We start from the raw sequence: 16,943 nt of genomic DNA on the forward strand, positions 1-16,943 counted from the left end.
GTGACCCCAGTGTTCGATTCCAGTGCCTTCCTTGCCACCTGCAGTGGGCGCCCGGGCGTCTACCGCATGTTCGACGCGAGCGGCAATCTGCTGTACGTCGGTAAGGCGAAAAACCTCAAGAAACGACTCTCCAGCTACTTTCGTAAGACCGGTTTGGCGACCAAGACCATGGCGCTGGTGGGCAAGATCGCCCAAGTGGAAACCACCATTACCGGCAACGAAACCGAAGCGCTATTGCTCGAGCAGACGCTGATCAAGGAATGGCGCCCGCCGTACAACATCCTGCTGCGTGACGATAAATCCTACCCCTACGTGTTCCTGTCTGACGGCGATTACCCGCGCCTGGACATCCACCGTGGCGCGAAGAACCGCAAAGGTCGCTATTTCGGCCCCTATCCCAGTGCTGGCGCGATCCGCGAAAGCCTGGCGTTGTTGCAGAAGACCTTTCTAGTCCGTCAGTGTGAGGACAGCTATTACCGCAATCGCACACGCCCGTGCCTGCAGTATCAGATCAAGCGCTGCAAGGCACCGTGCGTAGGCCTGGTCGAGCCGGCTGAATATGCCGAGGACGTACGTCACTCGGTGATGTTTCTGGAAGGGCGCAGCAATGCCCTGAATGCCGAGCTATCCGCCAGCATGCAGCAGGCGTCCGCCGCGCTGGATTTCGAGAAGGCCGCCGAGCTGCGTGATCAGATGGCCTTGCTGCGCCGCGTCCAGGACCAGCAGAGCATGGAGGGCGGTAGCGGCGATGTCGACATCATCGCGGCAATGGTCAACCCAGGCGGCGCCTGCGTGCACCTGATCAGCGTACGTGGCGGGCGGGTGCTGGGCAGCAAGAATTTCTTCCCCCAGGTAGCCATCGAAGAGGAGGCGCAAGACGTACTCGTCGCCTTTCTCGGCCAATATTACCTTGGCAGTCACGAGCGGGACTTGCCGAGCGAACTGATCGTCAATGCGTCTCATGAAGACTATCCCGTGTTGATTGCGGCCATTCAGGAGCTACGCGGTCGTGAACTGGCCATCAGCTACCGGGTTCGTGGTACGCGGGCACGATGGCAGGCACTGGCGGTCACCAATGCCGAGCAGGCACTGGGAGCCAGACTGGCCAACCGCGAGCACATGGCCGGGCGTTTCGATGCGCTGGCCGAAGCGCTTGATATGGACGAGGTGCCGCAGCGCCTAGAGTGCTTCGATATCAGCCATTCCAGCGGTGAGGCGACCGTGGCTTCCTGTGTGGTATTCGGGCCCGAGGGGCCGATCAAGTCGGATTATAGGCGCTACAACATCGAAGGCGTGACCGGTGGTGATGACTACGCGGCCATGCACCAGGCGTTGACTCGGCGCTTCAGCAAGATCAAGCAAAATGAGGGCAAGCTGCCGGATATCCTGCTGGTCGACGGCGGCAAGGGCCAACTGGCAATGGCGCGAGAGGTGCTTACCGAGCTTGAGGTCCCGCCGCTGATACTGCTGGGGGTGGCCAAGGGCACCACCCGCAAACCCGGTCTGGAAACCCTTTACCTGAATGACGCCGAGAATGAGTTCACCCTGCCGGGTAATTCACCAGCCCTGCATCTGATCCAGCAGATTCGCGACGAATCGCACCGCTTTGCCATTACCGGGCACCGGGCGCGTCGAGGCAAGGCGCGCCGTACTTCAAGCCTGGAGGAGGTAGCAGGAGTAGGGCCAAAAAGACGTCGTGAACTGCTCAATCATTTCGGTGGTCTGCAAGAGTTGTCCCGAGCCAGCACGGAAGAAATCGCCAAAGCACCCGGCATCAGTAAAAAGCTAGCCGGTTTGATTTATGCGGCACTGCACAGCGAGTAGAATGCCGCCTCACCTAACCGTCCAGTTGAGCCGATGAATATCCCCAACCTCCTCACGGTGCTCCGCGTTCTGCTGATCCCGATCTTTATCCTGTTGTTCTACATGCCTTTTTCTTGGAGCTACTGGGCTGCCAGTGCGGTTTTTGCGTTCGCGGCAGTGACCGACTGGCTGGATGGTTACCTGGCGCGCCGCTGGGAGCAGAGCACACCGTTTGGCGCCTTCTTAGACCCTGTTGCCGACAAGCTGATGGTCGCCACCGCGCTGGTACTGCTGGTGGCCGAGCACGCGAACCTGTGGCTGACATTGCCGGCGACCATCATCATCGGGCGGGAAATCGTCGTATCTGCGCTGCGCGAATGGATGGCCGAGCTCGGGGCCAGGGCCCATGTAGCAGTATCCAACCTCGGTAAATGGAAGACCGCCGCGCAGATGCTCGCGCTGGTCATCCTCCTTGGCAACCCGCCAGTGTTCGGTTTGTGGGTGCTGGTCGGCTATGTGTTGTTGCTCGTTGCAGCAGCACTTACGCTGTGGTCGATGGCTCAGTATCTGCTTGCTGCCTGGCCGCATCTGAGTGTCACTGCCGAAAAGAAATAACTTTTTTGAATCAAGGGCTTGACTGGGCGTTGTGAAGCTATAGAATGGCGCCCGTCGACAAGACAAGCGGGAATAGCTCAGTTGGTAGAGCACGACCTTGCCAAGGTCGGGGTCGCGAGTTCGAGTCTCGTTTCCCGCTCCAGTTTCAACGGGCCGTCACGTACGGCCCGTTCAGTTTAAGGCTGAGTAGCAGAGTGGTTATGCACCGGATTGCAAATCCGTGAACGCCGGTTCGATTCCGACCTCAGCCTCCAAACGCAAAGCCCCGTAGCCATTGGCTACGGGGCTTTTTTTGTGCCGACAAGAAAGTGGGGCTGGCGAGGCTAGTATTCGGACGCGTCCTAAAACTTTTCTACTTTGTGGGTTTGGCGAAGCTGCCGGCGCGGCGGTATACCCTGCGAGTGATCTTCTCTTTTGAGTGGCCGAACAGTGCGTGATCCCAGATAAACAAAAGCCCCGACAGAGCGGGGCTTGAAAACAGCTGTGCGAACGGCATCGAGTAGATCAGCGCGTGCCAGTCTTGAGACCGTCGAGGTAGTCGATATTGGCTTCCTGAGCTTTCTTGCCAGGCTTTGCCGCGGTTTGCAGTTCGCTTTTCAGCTTGGCTTCCAGCGCATCGATCAGCAGGGTCTGTCTGGCCTGTCCTTCCAGGTGGGCCTCGATGGCGCGGATGATTTCGGTGTTCATGCTCGTGTAGTTGTCATTGGCCAGATCCTCAATGCGCTTGCGCATTCCATCTGGCAGACGAACAACGAACTTGTCCGCGGTGCGGGCGTTGAAAATGGGTTTGCTCACGATTGGTTCCTCCATATCGAGTAATACTAGCTATTTGATGGTAGCTACGGCGATAGTTCAGTCGGGCAGACGATTGGTAGCGAATTAATAGGCCACGGTCTGCGCCACCTCGGCAAAAAGCAGCTCTTTGCTGCAGCTCCAAAAAATAATGATTATACGCGCTCTAATGTGGCATAGTGATATTGCCTGTCAACCCAGGCCCGGTATGGAAGTCCGGCAGCGTGATGTATGCATCACTATCTGAATGATCGAGAAGGAACTCGTGATGACCATTCATATTCCACTGCTGAAAATTGCCACCGATATCGGCCTCTGCGAGAGCGTGGTTTCGAATTGGGTGACCCATTCGTGGCCTTATCCGGATGGCAGCGGCTACCGGGTATTCTTCAAGATCGATACGCCCAGCCATGTTCGGCAACTGCTGCCGCAGATTACTCCCACCAACATGCTGATCGTGCTCGCTCACTAGGGCGTTGTGCCCAAGGTACGATCGGGCCGCTGGCGGTAAAAAAGTTTCTCCTAGTGCACTTTCCACGTGGCGTTCCTCGTCCAGCGTTGGATTTCCGTGCGTGAGTGCGTCGCCTGATGTTCGGCTGGTGGTTAATTTGCAGGCGCCAGCTGAGATTGAGTTGGTAGTTCCCGGTCAGCCCGCGCTTGGTCAGCATGGCAGAGGAGTCGACCTTGAGTAGGCGACTACACTGCCTTGTCTGACGCCACTTGGCATTCCCATCGTTTCCATCGCCAATTAGGGTATGAGTTCAGGGCCTGAGACCTTCTGTGCCATGGTTCATATCGTTGATTATCAGCAGCCCGGAATGGGCGCTGAACGGTGTGAGAGGGTGGCGCAGTGGGTTCACAGCAGCTCGCTACTGGTAATTCACGCTCAGCTATGGCCAACCGATGGACGGGACAACATGTCTCATGCTGGTTTTTGTGAGCCAGCTAGACTCCATTCGTCATCAATGTGAGGAAGGAGTATTCAGGATGATGTCCGTTCTCGAGCAGCGTCACATAGTCGAGTGTGCCTTTCTGCCGTTGGCATGCAGTTGCTACATCGATGGCAATGAGTCGGTGACCATTCAGATCAGGGACCCGGTCACCGCCCAGGTCTATCTCAATGTCACCGGCATTTCCCGCGCCGAGCTGTCCACGTCACGGCAGATTTCGCAATTGGTCATGCAGCTTCGGCAGGATCTGCGCACGCTCAATTCCGGCACCGCCGAGCAGCGGGCTTGAGCAATTGGTCAAGACTGGTGGAACTGTCGACTCATCTGGGCGGCCTCAGTTAGCAACACCGAACTACTGAGGAGGGCGAGGATATGGACGGCGGAAAATTCGATGGCTACGATCTCGAGCGTTTCAATGCACTGCTGGCTCAGGAGCTCGGCCTGACGGAGGACGAGCTGCAGACTTGGATGCAGGAAGAACGCGAGCGGGTAGACGAAAATGGTCAGTTGATCGGGCATGCAGTCACCTTCCGGTCGGACATGCCCTTTGATCTGCGTGCACGGGTACGCGGCATGGCAGGCGACTATGTGGCCCATACCGGTATTATTCCGCTCGATGCCTGAGTGCGTGAGCTGGATTAAGGGTAAAAAGCCTGAACTCTGCCGTTTGGCTATGCCTCCTAGATAGTGTCAATCACTGTTATGGAGCACTTGCCAATGGCACGTAAAACTTCGCTTGAAAGCGGCCTTGATCAGTTTCAACAGGAAAGCGCCAAGGAACTGAAGAAGCTTCTCGACCAAGCCAGCAAAGCACTGGGCGATGCCGAGTCGTTCTCCGGCGACAAGGCTCATGAGGCTCGTGAGAAAGTGATCGCGTTGCTGAACGAGGCCAAAGGCACCATCACCGACAAGGGGCGTGAGGCTGTAGAGCTGGGCCGTGAAACCATCGGCAATGCTCAGGACCGTATCGAAAGCAATCCTTGGACCTCGGTCGCCGTTGCCTCCGGTTTTGGTCTGCTGATTGGTCTGCTAGTGGGTCGCAGCAGCAAGTAACTGCTTGCACAGACCGTATCAAGCATCGGCAAGCTTGCCGTAAGAACCTCGTAGATCACTGATTTACGAGGTTTTTTATTGCATGCTTTAAAGTTGCGGCGCTGCGTGGGGGCGTATATAGTCCTGCCCTCGCATATTTCGCCGCCCCGATGGTGAAATTGGTAAACACAGCAGACTTAAAATCTGCCGGCCGCAAGGCCTTGCCGGTTCGATTCCGGCTCGGGGCACCATTTCAAGCGTCGGCTCATGCGAAGCCCACGCATCTTTATCTCCTCATACGCACTATGCGGTGCAAGCAGTGAAACATGGATAGCTCGACTACCGCATTTCCCGAATTCTCTTTTGCTGGCTACAGATTGCGGCGCATTCTCCCGGGTGATATCGAGCAGGTTTACGCGGGGTTATCGCATCCGCAGGTCATCGCCCATTACGGTGTTTCCTATTCGAGCCTGGCCGCTGCTGGCGAGCAGATGCAGTGGTACGAGCAGTTGTTGGCAGACGAAGCGGGCATCTGGTGGGGGCTGGCGAATGATCGGAATGTGCTGATTGGCGCCTGTGGCTTCAATGATTGGAGTCATGAGCATCAGGGCATTGAGATGGGTTATTGGCTGCTGCCGGATCACTGGCAGCGTGGTCTTATGCAGCAGGCCTTGCCGCACATTCTTCGCCACGCTCTGGTGGTCATGAATGTGCACCGCATCCACCTTGATATCGAGCCGGAGAACGTGGCGAGCTGGCGACTGGCCGAGAAGCTGGGCTTCAGCTTTGAGGGCACATTGCGCGATGTCGAATATAAGGACGGTCGCTATTTGAGCCTTCATCAATACAGCCTACTGGCCACCGATCAGGCCGCTCGGGTATTGCTGAAAGGCTGACCGCCGCAACGGCGACGGCCAGCTCGGCGCATCAGAAGTGCGCCTTGACCAGCAGGCTGATGGCGCTCTGGTTGGTGCCACCGGGCACGTCATCACCGAGCGGGCTGTCGTTGTCGATGCCGTACTTATTTTTCCAGTAGTCGTATTCGACGCCTACGTAGAATTTCTGCCCCCAACCCATGGCCTTGGCCAGGTCATACTTGATCTGCGGGTTGATGTGCAGGTTGGCGTGGTAGCTGTCGTCGTTGTCCAGCACCCAGTCGATGAAACCGTCGATTACCAGGTCGGAGCGGCCGACCGGGATGGTGTAGCTCCACACCGGCGTGATCTGCCACACGTTGCGACCGTCGCGCTTGCCGTCCGGGCGGCGCAGGTAGGTATTGAGCTGGAAGTAGTCGAAGCCGGGAATCGCCAGATCCACCGCCGGGCCCAGCAGGTAGGCGTCGACATCGTCCTCGCCGAACTCGTAGGTAGCGGACAGTAGCACATCCTTGATCGGACCGAAGGACAGGTCTGCACCGCTGAGTTTGCCGAATGACAAGCGCGGGCTGATCTCGCCGTAGAAGGTGTGGCCGTCACCGGCGCCGTTGGTGGCGTCGGTGTTGTACTTGATGCCGTCGACGAACAGGAACAGGTCACCGAAGCTCCAGCCGCTGGCGTGCTCGAAGGTCAGCGTCTGCTGGCGTGGCGGATCGATCTTGAAGTCGATGCCGTTGAGGTAGGTCATGCTGTTGTCCTGCCACAGCAGCAGATCGGCCATGGTCTGGACAGGCGCCAGCAGGCTGCCCGCCAGCAACAGTGAGGTTGCGGTGTGTTTCATCGAGAGGTGTTCCGGCAAATGTTGAATAGTCGCTACGCAGCGCCGCGCTGGTTGCCCAAGGCGTTGGCGCAGACAGGCGAGGGCTCTGCAATGGACATCCCGGCTGCGCGCGGCGCGGGAGTTTACAGGATTTGCCGGTATTCGATACGGCGTCTCTTGAGCGAGCCTCAGAAACAGCTGCGCCGCTGCCCCTTGAAAGGGAAGCGGCGCAAATTGAACGGAGTGCGGGGCGGATCAGGCGTCGAGTTGCTTGGCCGTCTCGACGCCGGATGAGCTGAGCTTGATGGGGTAATGGATGGACAGCTCGCCGTCCGATTCGGACAGGTTGCCATCGTGGATCAGGCCGCCTTTGTGCAGATGCCTGAGCACGTCCACGACCGCGTACTCGCCGCGGAAATTGTCCAGCACCTCTTTGCCAAGGCCTGCCGGATGCGCGTGCAGCAGACGAGTGAGAACTTCTTTCTTCAGGTCATTGTCGATGGACATGCGAACCTCGCGTTGCGGTGGGTTTCACCTGTTGTGACTGCCCGCTGCCGCAAACGTTTGAGCTGTTTGCATTGCTCCCGTTGTAAGCCTTGCGCGTCCTGCTAGACTGCTGCGGCGTCGATAACCCTCTCTCATTCAGGGACTTCCATGATCAAAAAATGCTTGTTTCCCGCCGCTGGCTACGGCACTCGTTTTCTCCCGGCAACCAAGGCCATGCCCAAGGAAATGCTGCCAATCGTGAACAAGCCGTTGATCCAGTACGGTGTGGAGGAAGCGCTGTCCGCCGGCCTTACCGAAATCGCCATGGTGACCGGTCGTGGCAAGCGTTCGCTGGAAGATCATTTCGACATCAGTTACGAGCTGGAAGAGCAGATCCGCAACACCGACAAGGAAAAGTATCTGGTCGGTATCCGTCGCCTGATCGACAACTGTACCTTTTCCTACACCCGCCAAGTGGAAATGAAAGGCCTGGGCCACGCCATCCTCAGCGGCCGTCCGCTGATCGGTGACGAGCCGTTCGCCGTTGTCCTGGCCGATGACCTGTGCCTGAACCTCGATGGCGACAGCGTGCTGACCCAGATGGTCAAGCTGTACAACCAGTTCCGTTGCTCTATCGTGGCGGTGCAGGAAGTGCCGATGGACGAGATCCACAAGTACGGTGTGATCGCCGGTGAGATGATCCGCGACGACATCTTCCGCGTGAACAGCATGGTCGAGAAGCCCAAGGCCGAAGACGCGCCGTCCAACCTGGCGATCATCGGCCGCTACATCCTGACCCCGGATATCTTCGAGCTGATCGAGAAGACCGAGCCGGGCAAAGGCGGCGAGATCCAGATCACCGATGCGCTGATGAAACAGGCGCAGGACGGTTGTGTGCTGGCTTACAAGTTCAAGGGCCAGCGTTTCGATTGCGGCGGCGCCGAGGGTTACATCGAGGCGACCAACTTCTGCTTCGAGAATCTTTACAAGACCGGTAAAGGCTGAGCCTCACCAGCCACGTGCTTGGAAAAACCGCCTTCGGGCGGTTTTTTGTGCCTGCCGTATTTGACCAGGGCCAGCTCAGCTGGCGTTGATCGGCGTCGCACCAGGGCCCAGTGGCTGCCCATAGCTGAACTCGATCTGATGGCCTGCCGGGTCGCGGACGCCGCAGTAGTAGCCCACCGGGTAAGGCTCGTCGCGTTGCGCCCAGAGCAGGCATCCGGCGGCTTCGGCCTTGGCGACCACCGCGTCGACCTCGTCACGGCTCTGCAGGGCAAAGCCGAAGTGGCTGTAATCGCCAGGCGCCAATCGGCGAGGCTCGCCACCGGGCATGATGACGAATATGAAGTCGCTCTCACGGCCTGGCTCGGCCATCCACACGATCTGCGAGCCCTTGCCAGGACGCCGGTGGATGACCCGCATGCCGCAGAAGTCTCTGTAGAAGTCGATGCAGGCCTGCAGATCCGGTACGTGCAGGGCAAGATGGGTGAGAGTCGGGCGCATGGTTTGGTTCCTCCTCTCGGCTCTAGACCCAATGTGGCGATGACAAGTTTGCCCCATGTGCCAGGCGGGCAGGGCGCTGCGTTTACGGTATGCTCTGCGTCTGTTCAGGAGGCTTCTATGACCTACGATTTCGATCTGTTTGTAATCGGCGCCGGCTCCGGCGGTGTACGCGCGGCACGCTTCGCGGCGGGCTATGGCGCCCGAGTGGCCGTGGCGGAAAGCCGTTATCTGGGCGGTACCTGCGTCAACGTTGGCTGCGTGCCGAAAAAGCTGCTGGTCTATGGGGCGCAATTCGCCGAGGAGTTCGAACACGCCGAAGGTTTCGGCTGGACGCCCGGCCAGGCCAGCTTCAGCTGGCCGATGCTGATCGCCAACAAGAACCGCGAGATCGAACGCCTCAACGGCATCTACCGCAAACTGCTGGTGGGCAGTGGCGTCACCCTGGTCGAGGGCCATGCGCGCCTGCTCGACGAGCATCGGGTGGAAGTCGACGGCAAGACCTATAGTGCCGAGCGCATTCTGATCGCCACCGGCGGCTGGCCCCATGTGCCAGAGATCCCGGGCCATGAGCATGCGATCAACTCCAACCAGGCGTTTTTCCTGGAAGAGCTGCCCAAGCGCATTCTGGTGGTGGGCGGTGGCTACATCGCGGTGGAGTTCGCCTCGATCTTCAACGGCCTCGGCGCGCAAACTTCGCTGCTGTACCGCGGCGATCTGTTTCTGCGTGGCTTCGACAAATCCCTGCGGACCCACCTGCATGAAGAGCTCGGCAAGCGCGGCCTGGACGTGCAGTTCAACACCGACATCGCGCGCATCGACAAACAACCCGACAGCAGCCTCAAGGCCACCCTCAAGGATGGCCGGACGCTGGAGGCCGACTGCATCTTCTACGCCACCGGCCGCCGCCCGATGCTCGACAACCTGGGCCTGGAAAACACCTCGGTCAGCCTGGACGACAAGGGCTACATCGAGGTCGATGACGAATACCAGACCAGCGCACCGTCGATACTGGCCATCGGTGACGTGATCGGTCGCGTGCAGCTCACCCCCGTGGCGCTTGCCGAAGGCATGGCGGTGGCACGACGCCTGTTCAAGCCGGACGAATACCGCAAGGTCGACTACCGGATGATCCCGACGGCGGTGTTCAGCCTGCCGAACATCGGCACCGTAGGGCTCAGCGAAGAGCAGGCGCGCGAAGCGGGCCACGAGGTGAAGATCTTCGAGAGCTGCTTCCGGCCGATGAAGCTGACCCTGACCGAGAGCGACGAGCGCACGCTGATGAAGCTGGTGGTCGATGCCAAGACCGATCGCGTGCTGGGCTGCCACATGGTCGGGCCCGATGCCGGCGAAATCGTCCAGGGCCTGGCGGTCGCGCTCAAGGCCGGGGCGACCAAGCAGGTATTCGATGAAACCATCGGTGTGCATCCCAGCGCTGCCGAAGAGTTCGTGACCTTGCGTACGCCGGTGAACTGACTTGTCGATGAACCAGCTGTTCTATTTCGCGGATCTGTTCGGGGTGGCGGTGTTCGCCATCACCGGCGCGCTGATGGCCGGACGCAAGTCCATGGACCTGTTCGGCGTGCTGGTGATCGCCATCATCACCGCCCTGGGCGGCGGCACCCTGCGTGACGTGATTCTGGACAACCACCCGGTCAGCTGGATTCGCAACGACACCTACATCCTGGTCGCTACCCTGGCAGCCCTGGGCACGGTGATCTGGGTGCGCATGACCCGGCCGATCCACGAGAAGGGCTTGCTGATCGCCGACGCCTTCGGGTTGGCCGTGTTCACCGTGATCGGTACCGAAGTCGCACTGCAGTACGCGATGCCCTCCAGCACGGCGGTGATCATGGGCATCATGACCGGCGTCGCCGGCGGCGTGATGCGCGACGTGATCTGCAACGAGATACCGCTGATCTTCAAGAAGGAAATCTACGCCACTGCCTGCCTGGCCGGCGCAGTGACCTTCGTGTTGCTGCGCATGCTGGAAACCCCGCACTGGCTGGATACCGGCGTGGCCATGCTGGTGGTGCTGGGCATTCGCCTGGCCGCCATCCGCTGGCGGTTTTCGCTGCCGCGATTCCACTTGCTGGACCGCGACTGAAACCTATCGCCTGAGCGTTGCTCGTTTTCGCAATCCACACTGCTCACCAAGGATGGTTCGATGCGCCGCTTGCTCCTGTGTCTTTGTCTGATCTGCTCCAACATCACCGCTCAGGAGGTGGTCAATGACGTGAGCGGTCTCAACCCTGTGGCGGTGGCACGCGTGGTCGTGCCGCGTAGCGAGCAGGATGTCATTGATGCGCTGCGCAGTCACGTGGGCCCCGTCAGCATTGGCGGCGGGCGTTACAGCATGGGAGGACAGACCGCTGCAGACGGCGCGCTGCAGCTGGACATGCGCGGTCTCGACCAGGTGCTGGCGTTCTCTGCCGAGCGCCGCGAGATTCGAGTACAGAGCGGGATCACCTGGCGCGCGATACTCGAATACATCGACCAATACGACCTGTCGCCGCAAGTCATGCAGTCCTACGCCAACTTCACGGTGGGCGGCTCGTTATCGGTCAACGTGCACGGCCGCTATGTGGGTGAGGGGGCCATCGCGGGTTCGGTAAAGGCCATCCGTGTGGTCCTTGCCGACGGCCACGTTGTGGATGCCACCCCGAGCAAGAATGCTGCGCTGTTTCATGGCGTGATCGGTGGCTACGGCGGTCTGGGGGTCATAGTCGAGGCCACGCTGGGTCTGGTCGAGAACACCCGAATTGCCCGGGAAAGTCAGGTCATGGCGCTGCAGGACTATCAGCCGTGGTTCTACCGCGAGATAGCTTCCCAGCCCGATCTGGTGATGCACAACGGCATTCTCTATCCCGATGATTTTTCCACAGTACGCGCGGTTTCCTATCGGCGTACAGAAGCTGCGCTGACCGAACCAGACCGACTTAGCCCACGACAGCAGGGCAGCCATCTGCAGCGCGCGGGGATTCGCCTGAGCAGCTCGCCATCGGGCATCAAACTGCGCGAGGCGGCGCTCGATCCGTTGCTGTTTCGCAGCCCTAAGGTGCAATGGCGCAACCACGAGGCCAGTCTTGACGTCAGCGAGCTGGAGCCGATATCCGGGACGAATTTCAGCTATGTGCTGCAGGAGTATTTCGTGCCGCCAGCACAGCTGGAACGCTTTATCGGCGAGTTGGCGCGTCTGACTCATAAGCATCAGGCGACGCTAATCAACGTCTCCATTCGCCACGCCAAGGCCGATACGGATACCTTGCTGAGTTGGGCGCCCGAGGAAGTTTTCGCGTTGGTACTCTATTACCGGCAAGGCACATCTGACACAGATCGGCAGAGAGCAGCGGCCTGGACGCAGGAGTTGATTGCCGCCGCCTTACGCTGTGGAGGGCGGCATTACTTGCCTTATCAGATCCATGCTAGTCGCGAACAATTTCTCCAGGCTTATCCCAAAGCGCCCCAGTACTTTGCACTCAAGCGCGAGTTGGATCCTACCTACCGGTTTCGCAACCGTTTATGGGATGCCTACTACCGACCTTGATCAGCGACGTGCGGGCTCGTTACCGAGAAACTTGCTGAGAAACTGCTGGGTGCGAGCCTGCTTGGGTGCGCTGAACAGTTCGCGGGCGTCGCCCTGTTCGACGATCACGCCGCCGTCGATAAAGATGGCTCGGTTGGCCACGTCACGGGCGAAGCTCATCTCGTGGGTGACGATCACCAGGGTGCGATTCTCTTCGGCCAGTGCGCGGATGGTCGCCAGTACTTCGCCGACCAGCTCCGGGTCCAGCGCCGAGGTGGGTTCGTCGAACAGGATCACGTCCGGCTCCATCGCCAACGCCCGGGCGATGGCCACGCGCTGTTGCTGGCCGCCGGACAGGCGCTTGGGGTAGGCGTCTTCCTTGCCGGCCAGGCCGACCTTGGCCAGCAGTTGCCGACCAAGGCCGGCGGCCTTGTCGCGCGGCTGCTTCCTGACCACCACCGGGCCTTCGATTACGTTCTCCAGGGCGCTGCGGTGAGGAAACAGGTTGAAGTTCTGGAACACGAAACCCACGTGTTGGCGCAGCTTGCGGATCAGCCCCTGTTGCTGGCCGATCGGCTTGCCAGCATCGATTTCGATGTCGCCGACGCGGATGCTGCCGCCATCCGGCGTTTCCAGCAGGTTGAGGCAGCGCAGCAGGGTGGTCTTGCCCGAGCCGCTGGGGCCGATGATGGCGACGACCTCGCCGGGAGCGATATCCAGGTCGATACCCTTGAGTACGCTCTGGCCCTTGAAGGATTTGCTCAGGTTGCGAACGGTGATCATGCTCGAAGCCATCAGTTGTCCGCCTCGTGACGGTTGACACGTGCTTCCAGGCGGTTCTGCAGGTGGGCGAGCAGGCTGGAGAGCATCCAGTAGATCACCGTTGCCGCCAGGTACATGGCGAATACCTCATAAGTGCGCGCGGTGATCAACTGGGCCTGCCGGAACAACTCCGGCACCTGAATGGTGGCCGCCAGGGCGGTGTCCTTGACCAGCGAGATGAAGCTGTTGCCCAGCGGCGGCAGGGCCGTACGCATCGCTTGCGGCAGGATGGCGCGCAGCATCGTCTGGCTCTTGCTCATGCCGATGCTGGCAGCTGCTTCCCACTGACCACGGTCGATGGAGGCGATGGCCGCCCGCATGATCTCGGCGACATAGGCCGCCATGTTCAGGGAGAAGCCGATCAGCGCCGCGGTCAGGGGCTCGAGCTGCAGCCCCAGTTCAGGCAGGCCGAAGTAGATGACGAACAGCTGTACCAGCAGTGGCGTACCGCGGAAGAACGAAATGTAGACCCTGGCCAGCCAGCCCAGTGGGGCGATGGCGTAGAGCCTGACGAGGGCAAGGCCGAAGCCCAGCAGCATGCCGAAGAACATGCCGCCAAGGCTCAGAACGATGGTCCAAATCGCGCCCTTGAGGAGAAAGGGCAGGGAGTCCAGCACCAGCTGGAAGGTGTCCGGCATCATTGAGTGACGTCAGCCTTGAACCATTTCTCGGAGAGCTGTTTCAGGGTGCCGTCGCTGCGCAGCTTGGCAAGGGCCTTGTCGATGGCCGCGAGCAGTTCCGGGTTGCCTTTGCGCATCGCGATGCCCGATTCCTGACGGGAGAAGGCGTTACCGGCAACGGCCATGCGCTCACCGGTCTTGGCGACCATTTCGAATGCGGCCAGGCGGTCGACCAGTACCACGTCGATGCGGCCCACGTTGAGGTCCTGGAACTTGGTCGGATCATCGTCGTAGGTACGGATGTCAGCCTGCGGCACGTTTTCCTTCAGCCACTGCTCATAGTTGGTGCCCAGGCCCACACCGACCTTCTTGCCGGCCAGGTCCGCGGCGGTTTTCACGCTGTCCGCTTCGCTCTTGCGGGTCAGCGCCTGGATGCCGGAGACGGTGTAGGGCGTGGAGAAATCGTACTTCTTCTTGCGCTCGTCGGAGATGGTGACCTGGTTGATCACCACATCGATGCGGCCCGATTCGAGGGAGGCGAGAATGCCGTCCCATTTGGTCGGCTGGAAGCTCGCGGTCACGCCCAGCTCCTTGGCCAATGCATTGGCCAGGTCCACTTCGAAGCCGGCGAGCTTGCCGCTTTCGTCCTGAAAGTTGAAGGGTGGATAAGTGCCTTCCAGGCCTACTTTGATGCTGCCGCTGTCCTTGATCTTCTGCAGGTCATCGGCTGCATGAGCCTGGCCACCGAAGCCGGCGAACAGCGCCAGACCGAGGCTGCCAATAAGGAAATTTCGACGCAGGGTGGCGATTATCATGATCGAGCCTCGGTGGGTGGTTTGTCAGGTGCGTTCGGGACGCGGCACTCTACGGTTGCCTGAGTAGTCGAGAAAATAATAAAAAATTATTTGTATATGCCGTTCAGAGAGTCAAGGACTGATACGCGAACAACGCCGGCGCACCGCCGGTATGCAGGAACACGATCGGCTTGCCTTCCTCGAACGCGCCTTTGTGCACCCCGTCGAGCAGGCCTGCGAACGCCTTGCCGGTATAGACCGGGTCGAGCAGCAGGCCCTGGCTGCTCGCCAACAGACGGATGGCATCAAGCGTGCCGGTGTTCGGCTCGCCATAACGCGGCCCGTAGTACTCGTCCCACAGCTCGATGGTCAGCGCTTGCGGCACGTTGACGCCCAGTAGCTCTGCGGTGCGTTGCACCAGGCCCATTACCTTGGGGCGTTGCAGATCGGCAGGGCGCGATACGGTGATGCCAAGCACGCGCCATTCGGGCAGCACGTGGGCCAGGGCCAGCGCCAAACCCGCATGGGTCGCTCCGCTTCCCGAGGCCAGCACCAGAGTGCCGCTGTCGAGGCCCTTGGCGGAGACCTGCTCGGCGAACTCCAGCCCTGCCTTGACGTAGCCCAGGGTACCCAGTGCATTCGAGCCGCCGATCGGAATCACGTAAGGGTTCTTGCCGGTGGCACGCAGGCGGTCGGCCTTGGCCATCAGCATCAGATCCGGCTCCTCGAGGTTATCGACGTGCTCGACGCGTGTGCCGAACAGGTCCAGTAGCAGGCGGTTGCCATTGTGCAGGTAGTTCTGCTCCTGCGTATCGATAGGGTTTTCCAGCAGGGCCACGCAGGCCAGGCCCAGCTTGGCGGCCAGCGCGGCGGTCTGGCGCACGTGATTGGATTGGATGGCGCCCGCCGTGATCAGCGTATCGGCCTGTTGGGCCAGCGCGTCGGATCCCAGGTATTCCAGTTTGCGGGCCTTGTTGCCGCCCAGGGCGAACAGGGTCAGGTCATCGCGTTTGACATAGATATCGCGGCCCACATGGTGCGACAGGCGCAGCAGGTGTTGCAGCGGGGTGGCATGGGGAACCAGTTCCAGGCGCTCGAAACGGTTCAGGGCTTCGCTGATCATGTTCGTCAATCCGCAATGGGGGTGTCTTCACTTTAGAAGTGACCGCCCGAAACACAACAAGTGCGCCGGCCCTGCTTATTCTGATAAGAAATATGAGAATGAATTAAAAGTATTTTCCACGTATAACTGAGGGCCGTATTGTCAGCGCGCCGACCCTATCCGGCCCGGCCAATCATCCCATGCCGCTGTCGATCCACCGGCAACTACCGAGAATAAACATGAAAAAAACGCTTCTGTTGGCTGCATTGGCCTCTGTCCTGACTACCCAGGCATTCGCCGCGGAGAAACTCACTGTGGCGGCGACGCCGGTTCCTCACGCTGAAATCCTCGAGCTGATCAAGCCGAAGCTGGCGGAGCAGGGCGTCGACCTCGAGATCAAGGTGTTCACCGATTACGTGCAGCCCAACCTGCAGGTCGAGCAGAAGCAACTCGATGCCAACTACTTCCAGACCAAGCCTTATCTGGACAGCTTCAACGAAAGCCGTGGCACTCACCTGGTGATCGTCAAGGGCGTGCATGTCGAGCCGTTCGGCGGCTACTCGCGCAAGTACAAGAGCCTCGACGAGCTGCCGGACGGCGCCACCATCGCCATCCCCAACGAGGCGAGCAACAGCGGTCGCGCCCTGCAGCTACTGCAACATGCCGGCCTGCTGACCCTGAAGGATCCGGCCAACATCCAGGCCAGCCCGAAGGATCTGGCCACCAACCCGCACAACTTCAAGTTCAAGCAGCTCGAAGCGGCCATGCTGCCGCGTGTGCTGGACCAGGTCGACCTGGCGCTGATCAACACCAACTACGCGCTGGAAGCCAAGCTCAATCCGAACAAGGATGCGCTGGTACTGGAGAACAAGGATTCGCCGTACGTCAACTACCTGGTTGCCCGCCCGGATAACCAGAACAGCGAAACCATCAAGAAGCTCGCCGATGCGCTGACCAGCCCGGACGTGAAAGCCTTCATCGAGAAGAAGTACTCGGGCGCCGTGTTGCCTGCGTTCTAAGGACCTGTCCACGATCTTTTTCGGCGACATGAAAAGGCGGCGACAAGGCAAGAGCGGCCGGTCGCCGACCCATCGTGGGAGCGCCTCACGGCCACTCTCGCGGCGTTGCAGTCGAAGCGCTGAAGTGGAGCCGTAAGATCGTGAGCGAGCTATTAAGCTCACAGCTGCTGTACCAAACGCCGACAGG

At 60.0% G+C, this 16,943-nt stretch carries 20 protein-coding genes and 3 tRNA genes; 15 read left to right on the plus strand and 8 right to left on the minus strand.

Annotated elements, in window-relative coordinates:
- The 4 genes from uvrC to BM279_RS13945 all read left to right on the plus strand — a co-directional run bounded on the left by uvrC (position 1) and on the right by BM279_RS13945 (position 2,672).
- Positions 1-1,824 carry an excinuclease ABC subunit UvrC gene (uvrC, locus tag BM279_RS13930; protein WP_093505098.1) on the plus strand — a complete coding sequence of 608 codons (1,824 nt, stop codon included), beginning with the start codon at positions 1-3 and terminating at the stop codon, positions 1,822-1,824.
- 33 nt (positions 1,825-1,857) lie between these two features.
- Complete coding sequence (gene pgsA, locus BM279_RS13935) at positions 1,858-2,418, plus strand: CDP-diacylglycerol--glycerol-3-phosphate 3-phosphatidyltransferase (RefSeq protein ID WP_093504579.1); 561 nt, start codon at positions 1,858-1,860, stop codon at positions 2,416-2,418.
- A 66-nt stretch (positions 2,419-2,484) separates the two neighbouring features.
- Positions 2,485-2,560, plus strand: a tRNA-Gly gene (locus BM279_RS13940).
- Positions 2,561-2,598: 38 nt separating this feature from the next.
- Positions 2,599-2,672: transfer RNA gene (locus BM279_RS13945), tRNA-Cys, on the plus strand.
- A gap of 250 nt (positions 2,673-2,922) precedes the next feature.
- Here the strand turns inward: BM279_RS13945 and BM279_RS13950 are convergent.
- Entirely contained in the window at positions 2,923-3,213 is a 291-nt protein-coding gene (locus BM279_RS13950; RefSeq protein ID WP_013791523.1) for an Arc family DNA-binding protein, read from the minus strand.
- 265 nt (positions 3,214-3,478) lie between these two features.
- Between BM279_RS13950 and BM279_RS13955 the strand changes: the two genes are divergently transcribed.
- From BM279_RS13955 to BM279_RS13980, 6 genes are all read left to right on the plus strand, one after another.
- The gene (locus BM279_RS13955) at positions 3,479-3,682 is read left to right on the plus strand and encodes a hypothetical protein (RefSeq protein ID WP_093505100.1); all 204 of its coding nucleotides are present in this window, start codon (positions 3,479-3,481) and stop codon (positions 3,680-3,682) included.
- A 515-nt stretch (positions 3,683-4,197) separates the two neighbouring features.
- Positions 4,198-4,449, plus strand: a complete 252-nt coding sequence (locus BM279_RS13960) for a DUF1652 domain-containing protein (RefSeq protein WP_093504581.1) — start codon at positions 4,198-4,200, stop codon at positions 4,447-4,449.
- Positions 4,450-4,532: 83 nt separating this feature from the next.
- The gene (locus BM279_RS13965) at positions 4,533-4,784 is read left to right on the plus strand and encodes a hypothetical protein (RefSeq protein WP_093504583.1); all 252 of its coding nucleotides are present in this window, start codon (positions 4,533-4,535) and stop codon (positions 4,782-4,784) included.
- Positions 4,785-4,877: 93 nt separating this feature from the next.
- On the plus strand, positions 4,878-5,213 hold the full coding sequence (locus tag BM279_RS13970) for an ElaB/YgaM/YqjD family protein (protein WP_013791518.1): 336 nt from the start codon (positions 4,878-4,880) through the stop codon (positions 5,211-5,213).
- A gap of 143 nt (positions 5,214-5,356) precedes the next feature.
- A tRNA-Leu gene (locus BM279_RS13975) sits at positions 5,357-5,443 on the plus strand.
- A gap of 75 nt (positions 5,444-5,518) precedes the next feature.
- Positions 5,519-6,088: a GNAT family N-acetyltransferase gene (locus tag BM279_RS13980; RefSeq protein ID WP_093504585.1), complete on the plus strand. Its 570-nt coding sequence runs from the start codon at positions 5,519-5,521 to the stop codon at positions 6,086-6,088.
- Between the two features lie 31 nt (positions 6,089-6,119).
- Here the strand turns inward: BM279_RS13980 and BM279_RS13985 are convergent, their stop codons facing one another.
- Positions 6,120-6,908, minus strand: a complete 789-nt coding sequence (locus tag BM279_RS13985; protein WP_093504587.1) for an outer membrane protein OmpK — start codon at positions 6,906-6,908, stop codon at positions 6,120-6,122.
- Between the two features lie 234 nt (positions 6,909-7,142).
- A complete protein-coding gene (locus BM279_RS13990) occupies positions 7,143-7,394 on the minus strand; it encodes a hypothetical protein (RefSeq protein WP_093504589.1) in 252 nt (83 codons plus the stop codon).
- Positions 7,395-7,541: 147 nt separating this feature from the next.
- Between BM279_RS13990 and galU the strand changes: the two genes are divergently transcribed.
- Positions 7,542-8,378 (plus strand): UTP--glucose-1-phosphate uridylyltransferase GalU, encoded by an 837-nt coding sequence (gene galU, locus BM279_RS13995; RefSeq protein WP_093504591.1) that lies wholly within the window; start codon positions 7,542-7,544, stop codon positions 8,376-8,378.
- A 75-nt stretch (positions 8,379-8,453) separates the two neighbouring features.
- Here the strand turns inward: galU and BM279_RS14000 are convergent, their stop codons facing one another.
- On the minus strand, positions 8,454-8,876 hold the full coding sequence (locus BM279_RS14000) for a VOC family protein (RefSeq protein ID WP_093504593.1): 423 nt from the start codon (positions 8,874-8,876) through the stop codon (positions 8,454-8,456).
- Positions 8,877-8,993: 117 nt separating this feature from the next.
- On the opposite strand from BM279_RS14000, the gene gorA reads away from it, so the two are divergent.
- From gorA to BM279_RS14015, 3 genes are read left to right on the plus strand one after another with little or no spacing between them, the layout of a single operon-like run.
- Positions 8,994-10,349 (plus strand): glutathione-disulfide reductase, encoded by a 1,356-nt coding sequence (gene gorA / locus BM279_RS14005; protein ID WP_093504595.1) that lies wholly within the window; start codon positions 8,994-8,996, stop codon positions 10,347-10,349.
- 7 nt (positions 10,350-10,356) lie between these two features.
- Positions 10,357-10,980 carry a trimeric intracellular cation channel family protein gene (locus tag BM279_RS14010; RefSeq protein ID WP_093504597.1) on the plus strand — a complete coding sequence of 208 codons (624 nt, stop codon included), beginning with the start codon at positions 10,357-10,359 and terminating at the stop codon, positions 10,978-10,980.
- Between the two features lie 60 nt (positions 10,981-11,040).
- Complete coding sequence (locus tag BM279_RS14015; RefSeq protein ID WP_093504599.1) at positions 11,041-12,420, plus strand: FAD-binding oxidoreductase; 1,380 nt, start codon at positions 11,041-11,043, stop codon at positions 12,418-12,420.
- Here BM279_RS14015 and tcyN read toward each other — a convergent pair whose 3' ends face one another.
- The 4 genes from tcyN to BM279_RS14035 form a co-directional block, all read right to left on the minus strand.
- Positions 12,421-13,182, minus strand: a complete 762-nt coding sequence (tcyN, locus tag BM279_RS14020) for an L-cystine ABC transporter ATP-binding protein TcyN (RefSeq protein ID WP_093505102.1) — start codon at positions 13,180-13,182, stop codon at positions 12,421-12,423.
- A gap of 11 nt (positions 13,183-13,193) precedes the next feature.
- Positions 13,194-13,862 carry a cystine ABC transporter permease gene (tcyL, locus tag BM279_RS14025; RefSeq protein WP_093504601.1) on the minus strand — a complete coding sequence of 223 codons (669 nt, stop codon included), beginning with the start codon at positions 13,860-13,862 and terminating at the stop codon, positions 13,194-13,196.
- A complete protein-coding gene (tcyJ, locus tag BM279_RS14030; RefSeq protein WP_093504603.1) occupies positions 13,859-14,656 on the minus strand; it encodes a cystine ABC transporter substrate-binding protein in 798 nt (265 codons plus the stop codon). Before tcyJ ends, tcyL begins: the two co-directional genes overlap by 4 nt.
- Before the next feature lie 103 nt (positions 14,657-14,759).
- Positions 14,760-15,758, minus strand: a complete 999-nt coding sequence (locus BM279_RS14035) for a D-cysteine desulfhydrase (RefSeq protein WP_093504605.1) — start codon at positions 15,756-15,758, stop codon at positions 14,760-14,762.
- 218 nt (positions 15,759-15,976) lie between these two features.
- On the opposite strand from BM279_RS14035, the gene BM279_RS14040 reads away from it, so the two are divergent.
- Entirely contained in the window at positions 15,977-16,756 is a 780-nt protein-coding gene (locus BM279_RS14040) for a MetQ/NlpA family ABC transporter substrate-binding protein (RefSeq protein ID WP_093504607.1), read from the plus strand.
- Positions 16,757-16,943 lie beyond the last annotated feature (187 nt).

Origin of the sequence: Phytopseudomonas straminea, from assembly GCF_900112645.1 — a bacterium.
In the GTDB taxonomy this organism is placed as follows: Bacteria; Pseudomonadota; Gammaproteobacteria; order Pseudomonadales; family Pseudomonadaceae; genus Aquipseudomonas; species Aquipseudomonas straminea.

Coding starts and splice junctions, on each gene's coding strand:
- BM279_RS13985 (WP_093504587.1), bottom strand. CDS start 6,908: ATGAAACACACCGCAACCTCACTGTTGCTGGCGGGCAGCCTGCTGGCG.
- tcyJ (WP_093504603.1), bottom strand. CDS start 14,656: ATGATAATCGCCACCCTGCGTCGAAATTTCCTTATTGGCAGCCTCGGT.
- BM279_RS13955 (WP_093505100.1), top strand. CDS start 3,479: ATGACCATTCATATTCCACTGCTGAAAATTGCCACCGATATCGGCCTC.
- BM279_RS14015 (WP_093504599.1), top strand. CDS start 11,041: ATGCGCCGCTTGCTCCTGTGTCTTTGTCTGATCTGCTCCAACATCACC.
- pgsA (WP_093504579.1), top strand. CDS start 1,858: ATGAATATCCCCAACCTCCTCACGGTGCTCCGCGTTCTGCTGATCCCG.
- BM279_RS14000 (WP_093504593.1), bottom strand. CDS start 8,876: ATGCGCCCGACTCTCACCCATCTTGCCCTGCACGTACCGGATCTGCAG.
- tcyL (WP_093504601.1), bottom strand. CDS start 13,862: ATGATGCCGGACACCTTCCAGCTGGTGCTGGACTCCCTGCCCTTTCTC.
- tcyN (WP_093505102.1), bottom strand. CDS start 13,182: ATGATCACCGTTCGCAACCTGAGCAAATCCTTCAAGGGCCAGAGCGTA.
- BM279_RS14035 (WP_093504605.1), bottom strand. CDS start 15,758: ATGATCAGCGAAGCCCTGAACCGTTTCGAGCGCCTGGAACTGGTTCCC.
- BM279_RS13970 (WP_013791518.1), top strand. CDS start 4,878: ATGGCACGTAAAACTTCGCTTGAAAGCGGCCTTGATCAGTTTCAACAG.
- BM279_RS13980 (WP_093504585.1), top strand. CDS start 5,519: ATGGATAGCTCGACTACCGCATTTCCCGAATTCTCTTTTGCTGGCTAC.
- BM279_RS13965 (WP_093504583.1), top strand. CDS start 4,533: ATGGACGGCGGAAAATTCGATGGCTACGATCTCGAGCGTTTCAATGCA.
- BM279_RS14010 (WP_093504597.1), top strand. CDS start 10,357: ATGAACCAGCTGTTCTATTTCGCGGATCTGTTCGGGGTGGCGGTGTTC.
- galU (WP_093504591.1), top strand. CDS start 7,542: ATGATCAAAAAATGCTTGTTTCCCGCCGCTGGCTACGGCACTCGTTTT.
- BM279_RS13990 (WP_093504589.1), bottom strand. CDS start 7,394: ATGTCCATCGACAATGACCTGAAGAAAGAAGTTCTCACTCGTCTGCTG.
- gorA (WP_093504595.1), top strand. CDS start 8,994: ATGACCTACGATTTCGATCTGTTTGTAATCGGCGCCGGCTCCGGCGGT.
- BM279_RS14040 (WP_093504607.1), top strand. CDS start 15,977: ATGAAAAAAACGCTTCTGTTGGCTGCATTGGCCTCTGTCCTGACTACC.
- BM279_RS13960 (WP_093504581.1), top strand. CDS start 4,198: ATGATGTCCGTTCTCGAGCAGCGTCACATAGTCGAGTGTGCCTTTCTG.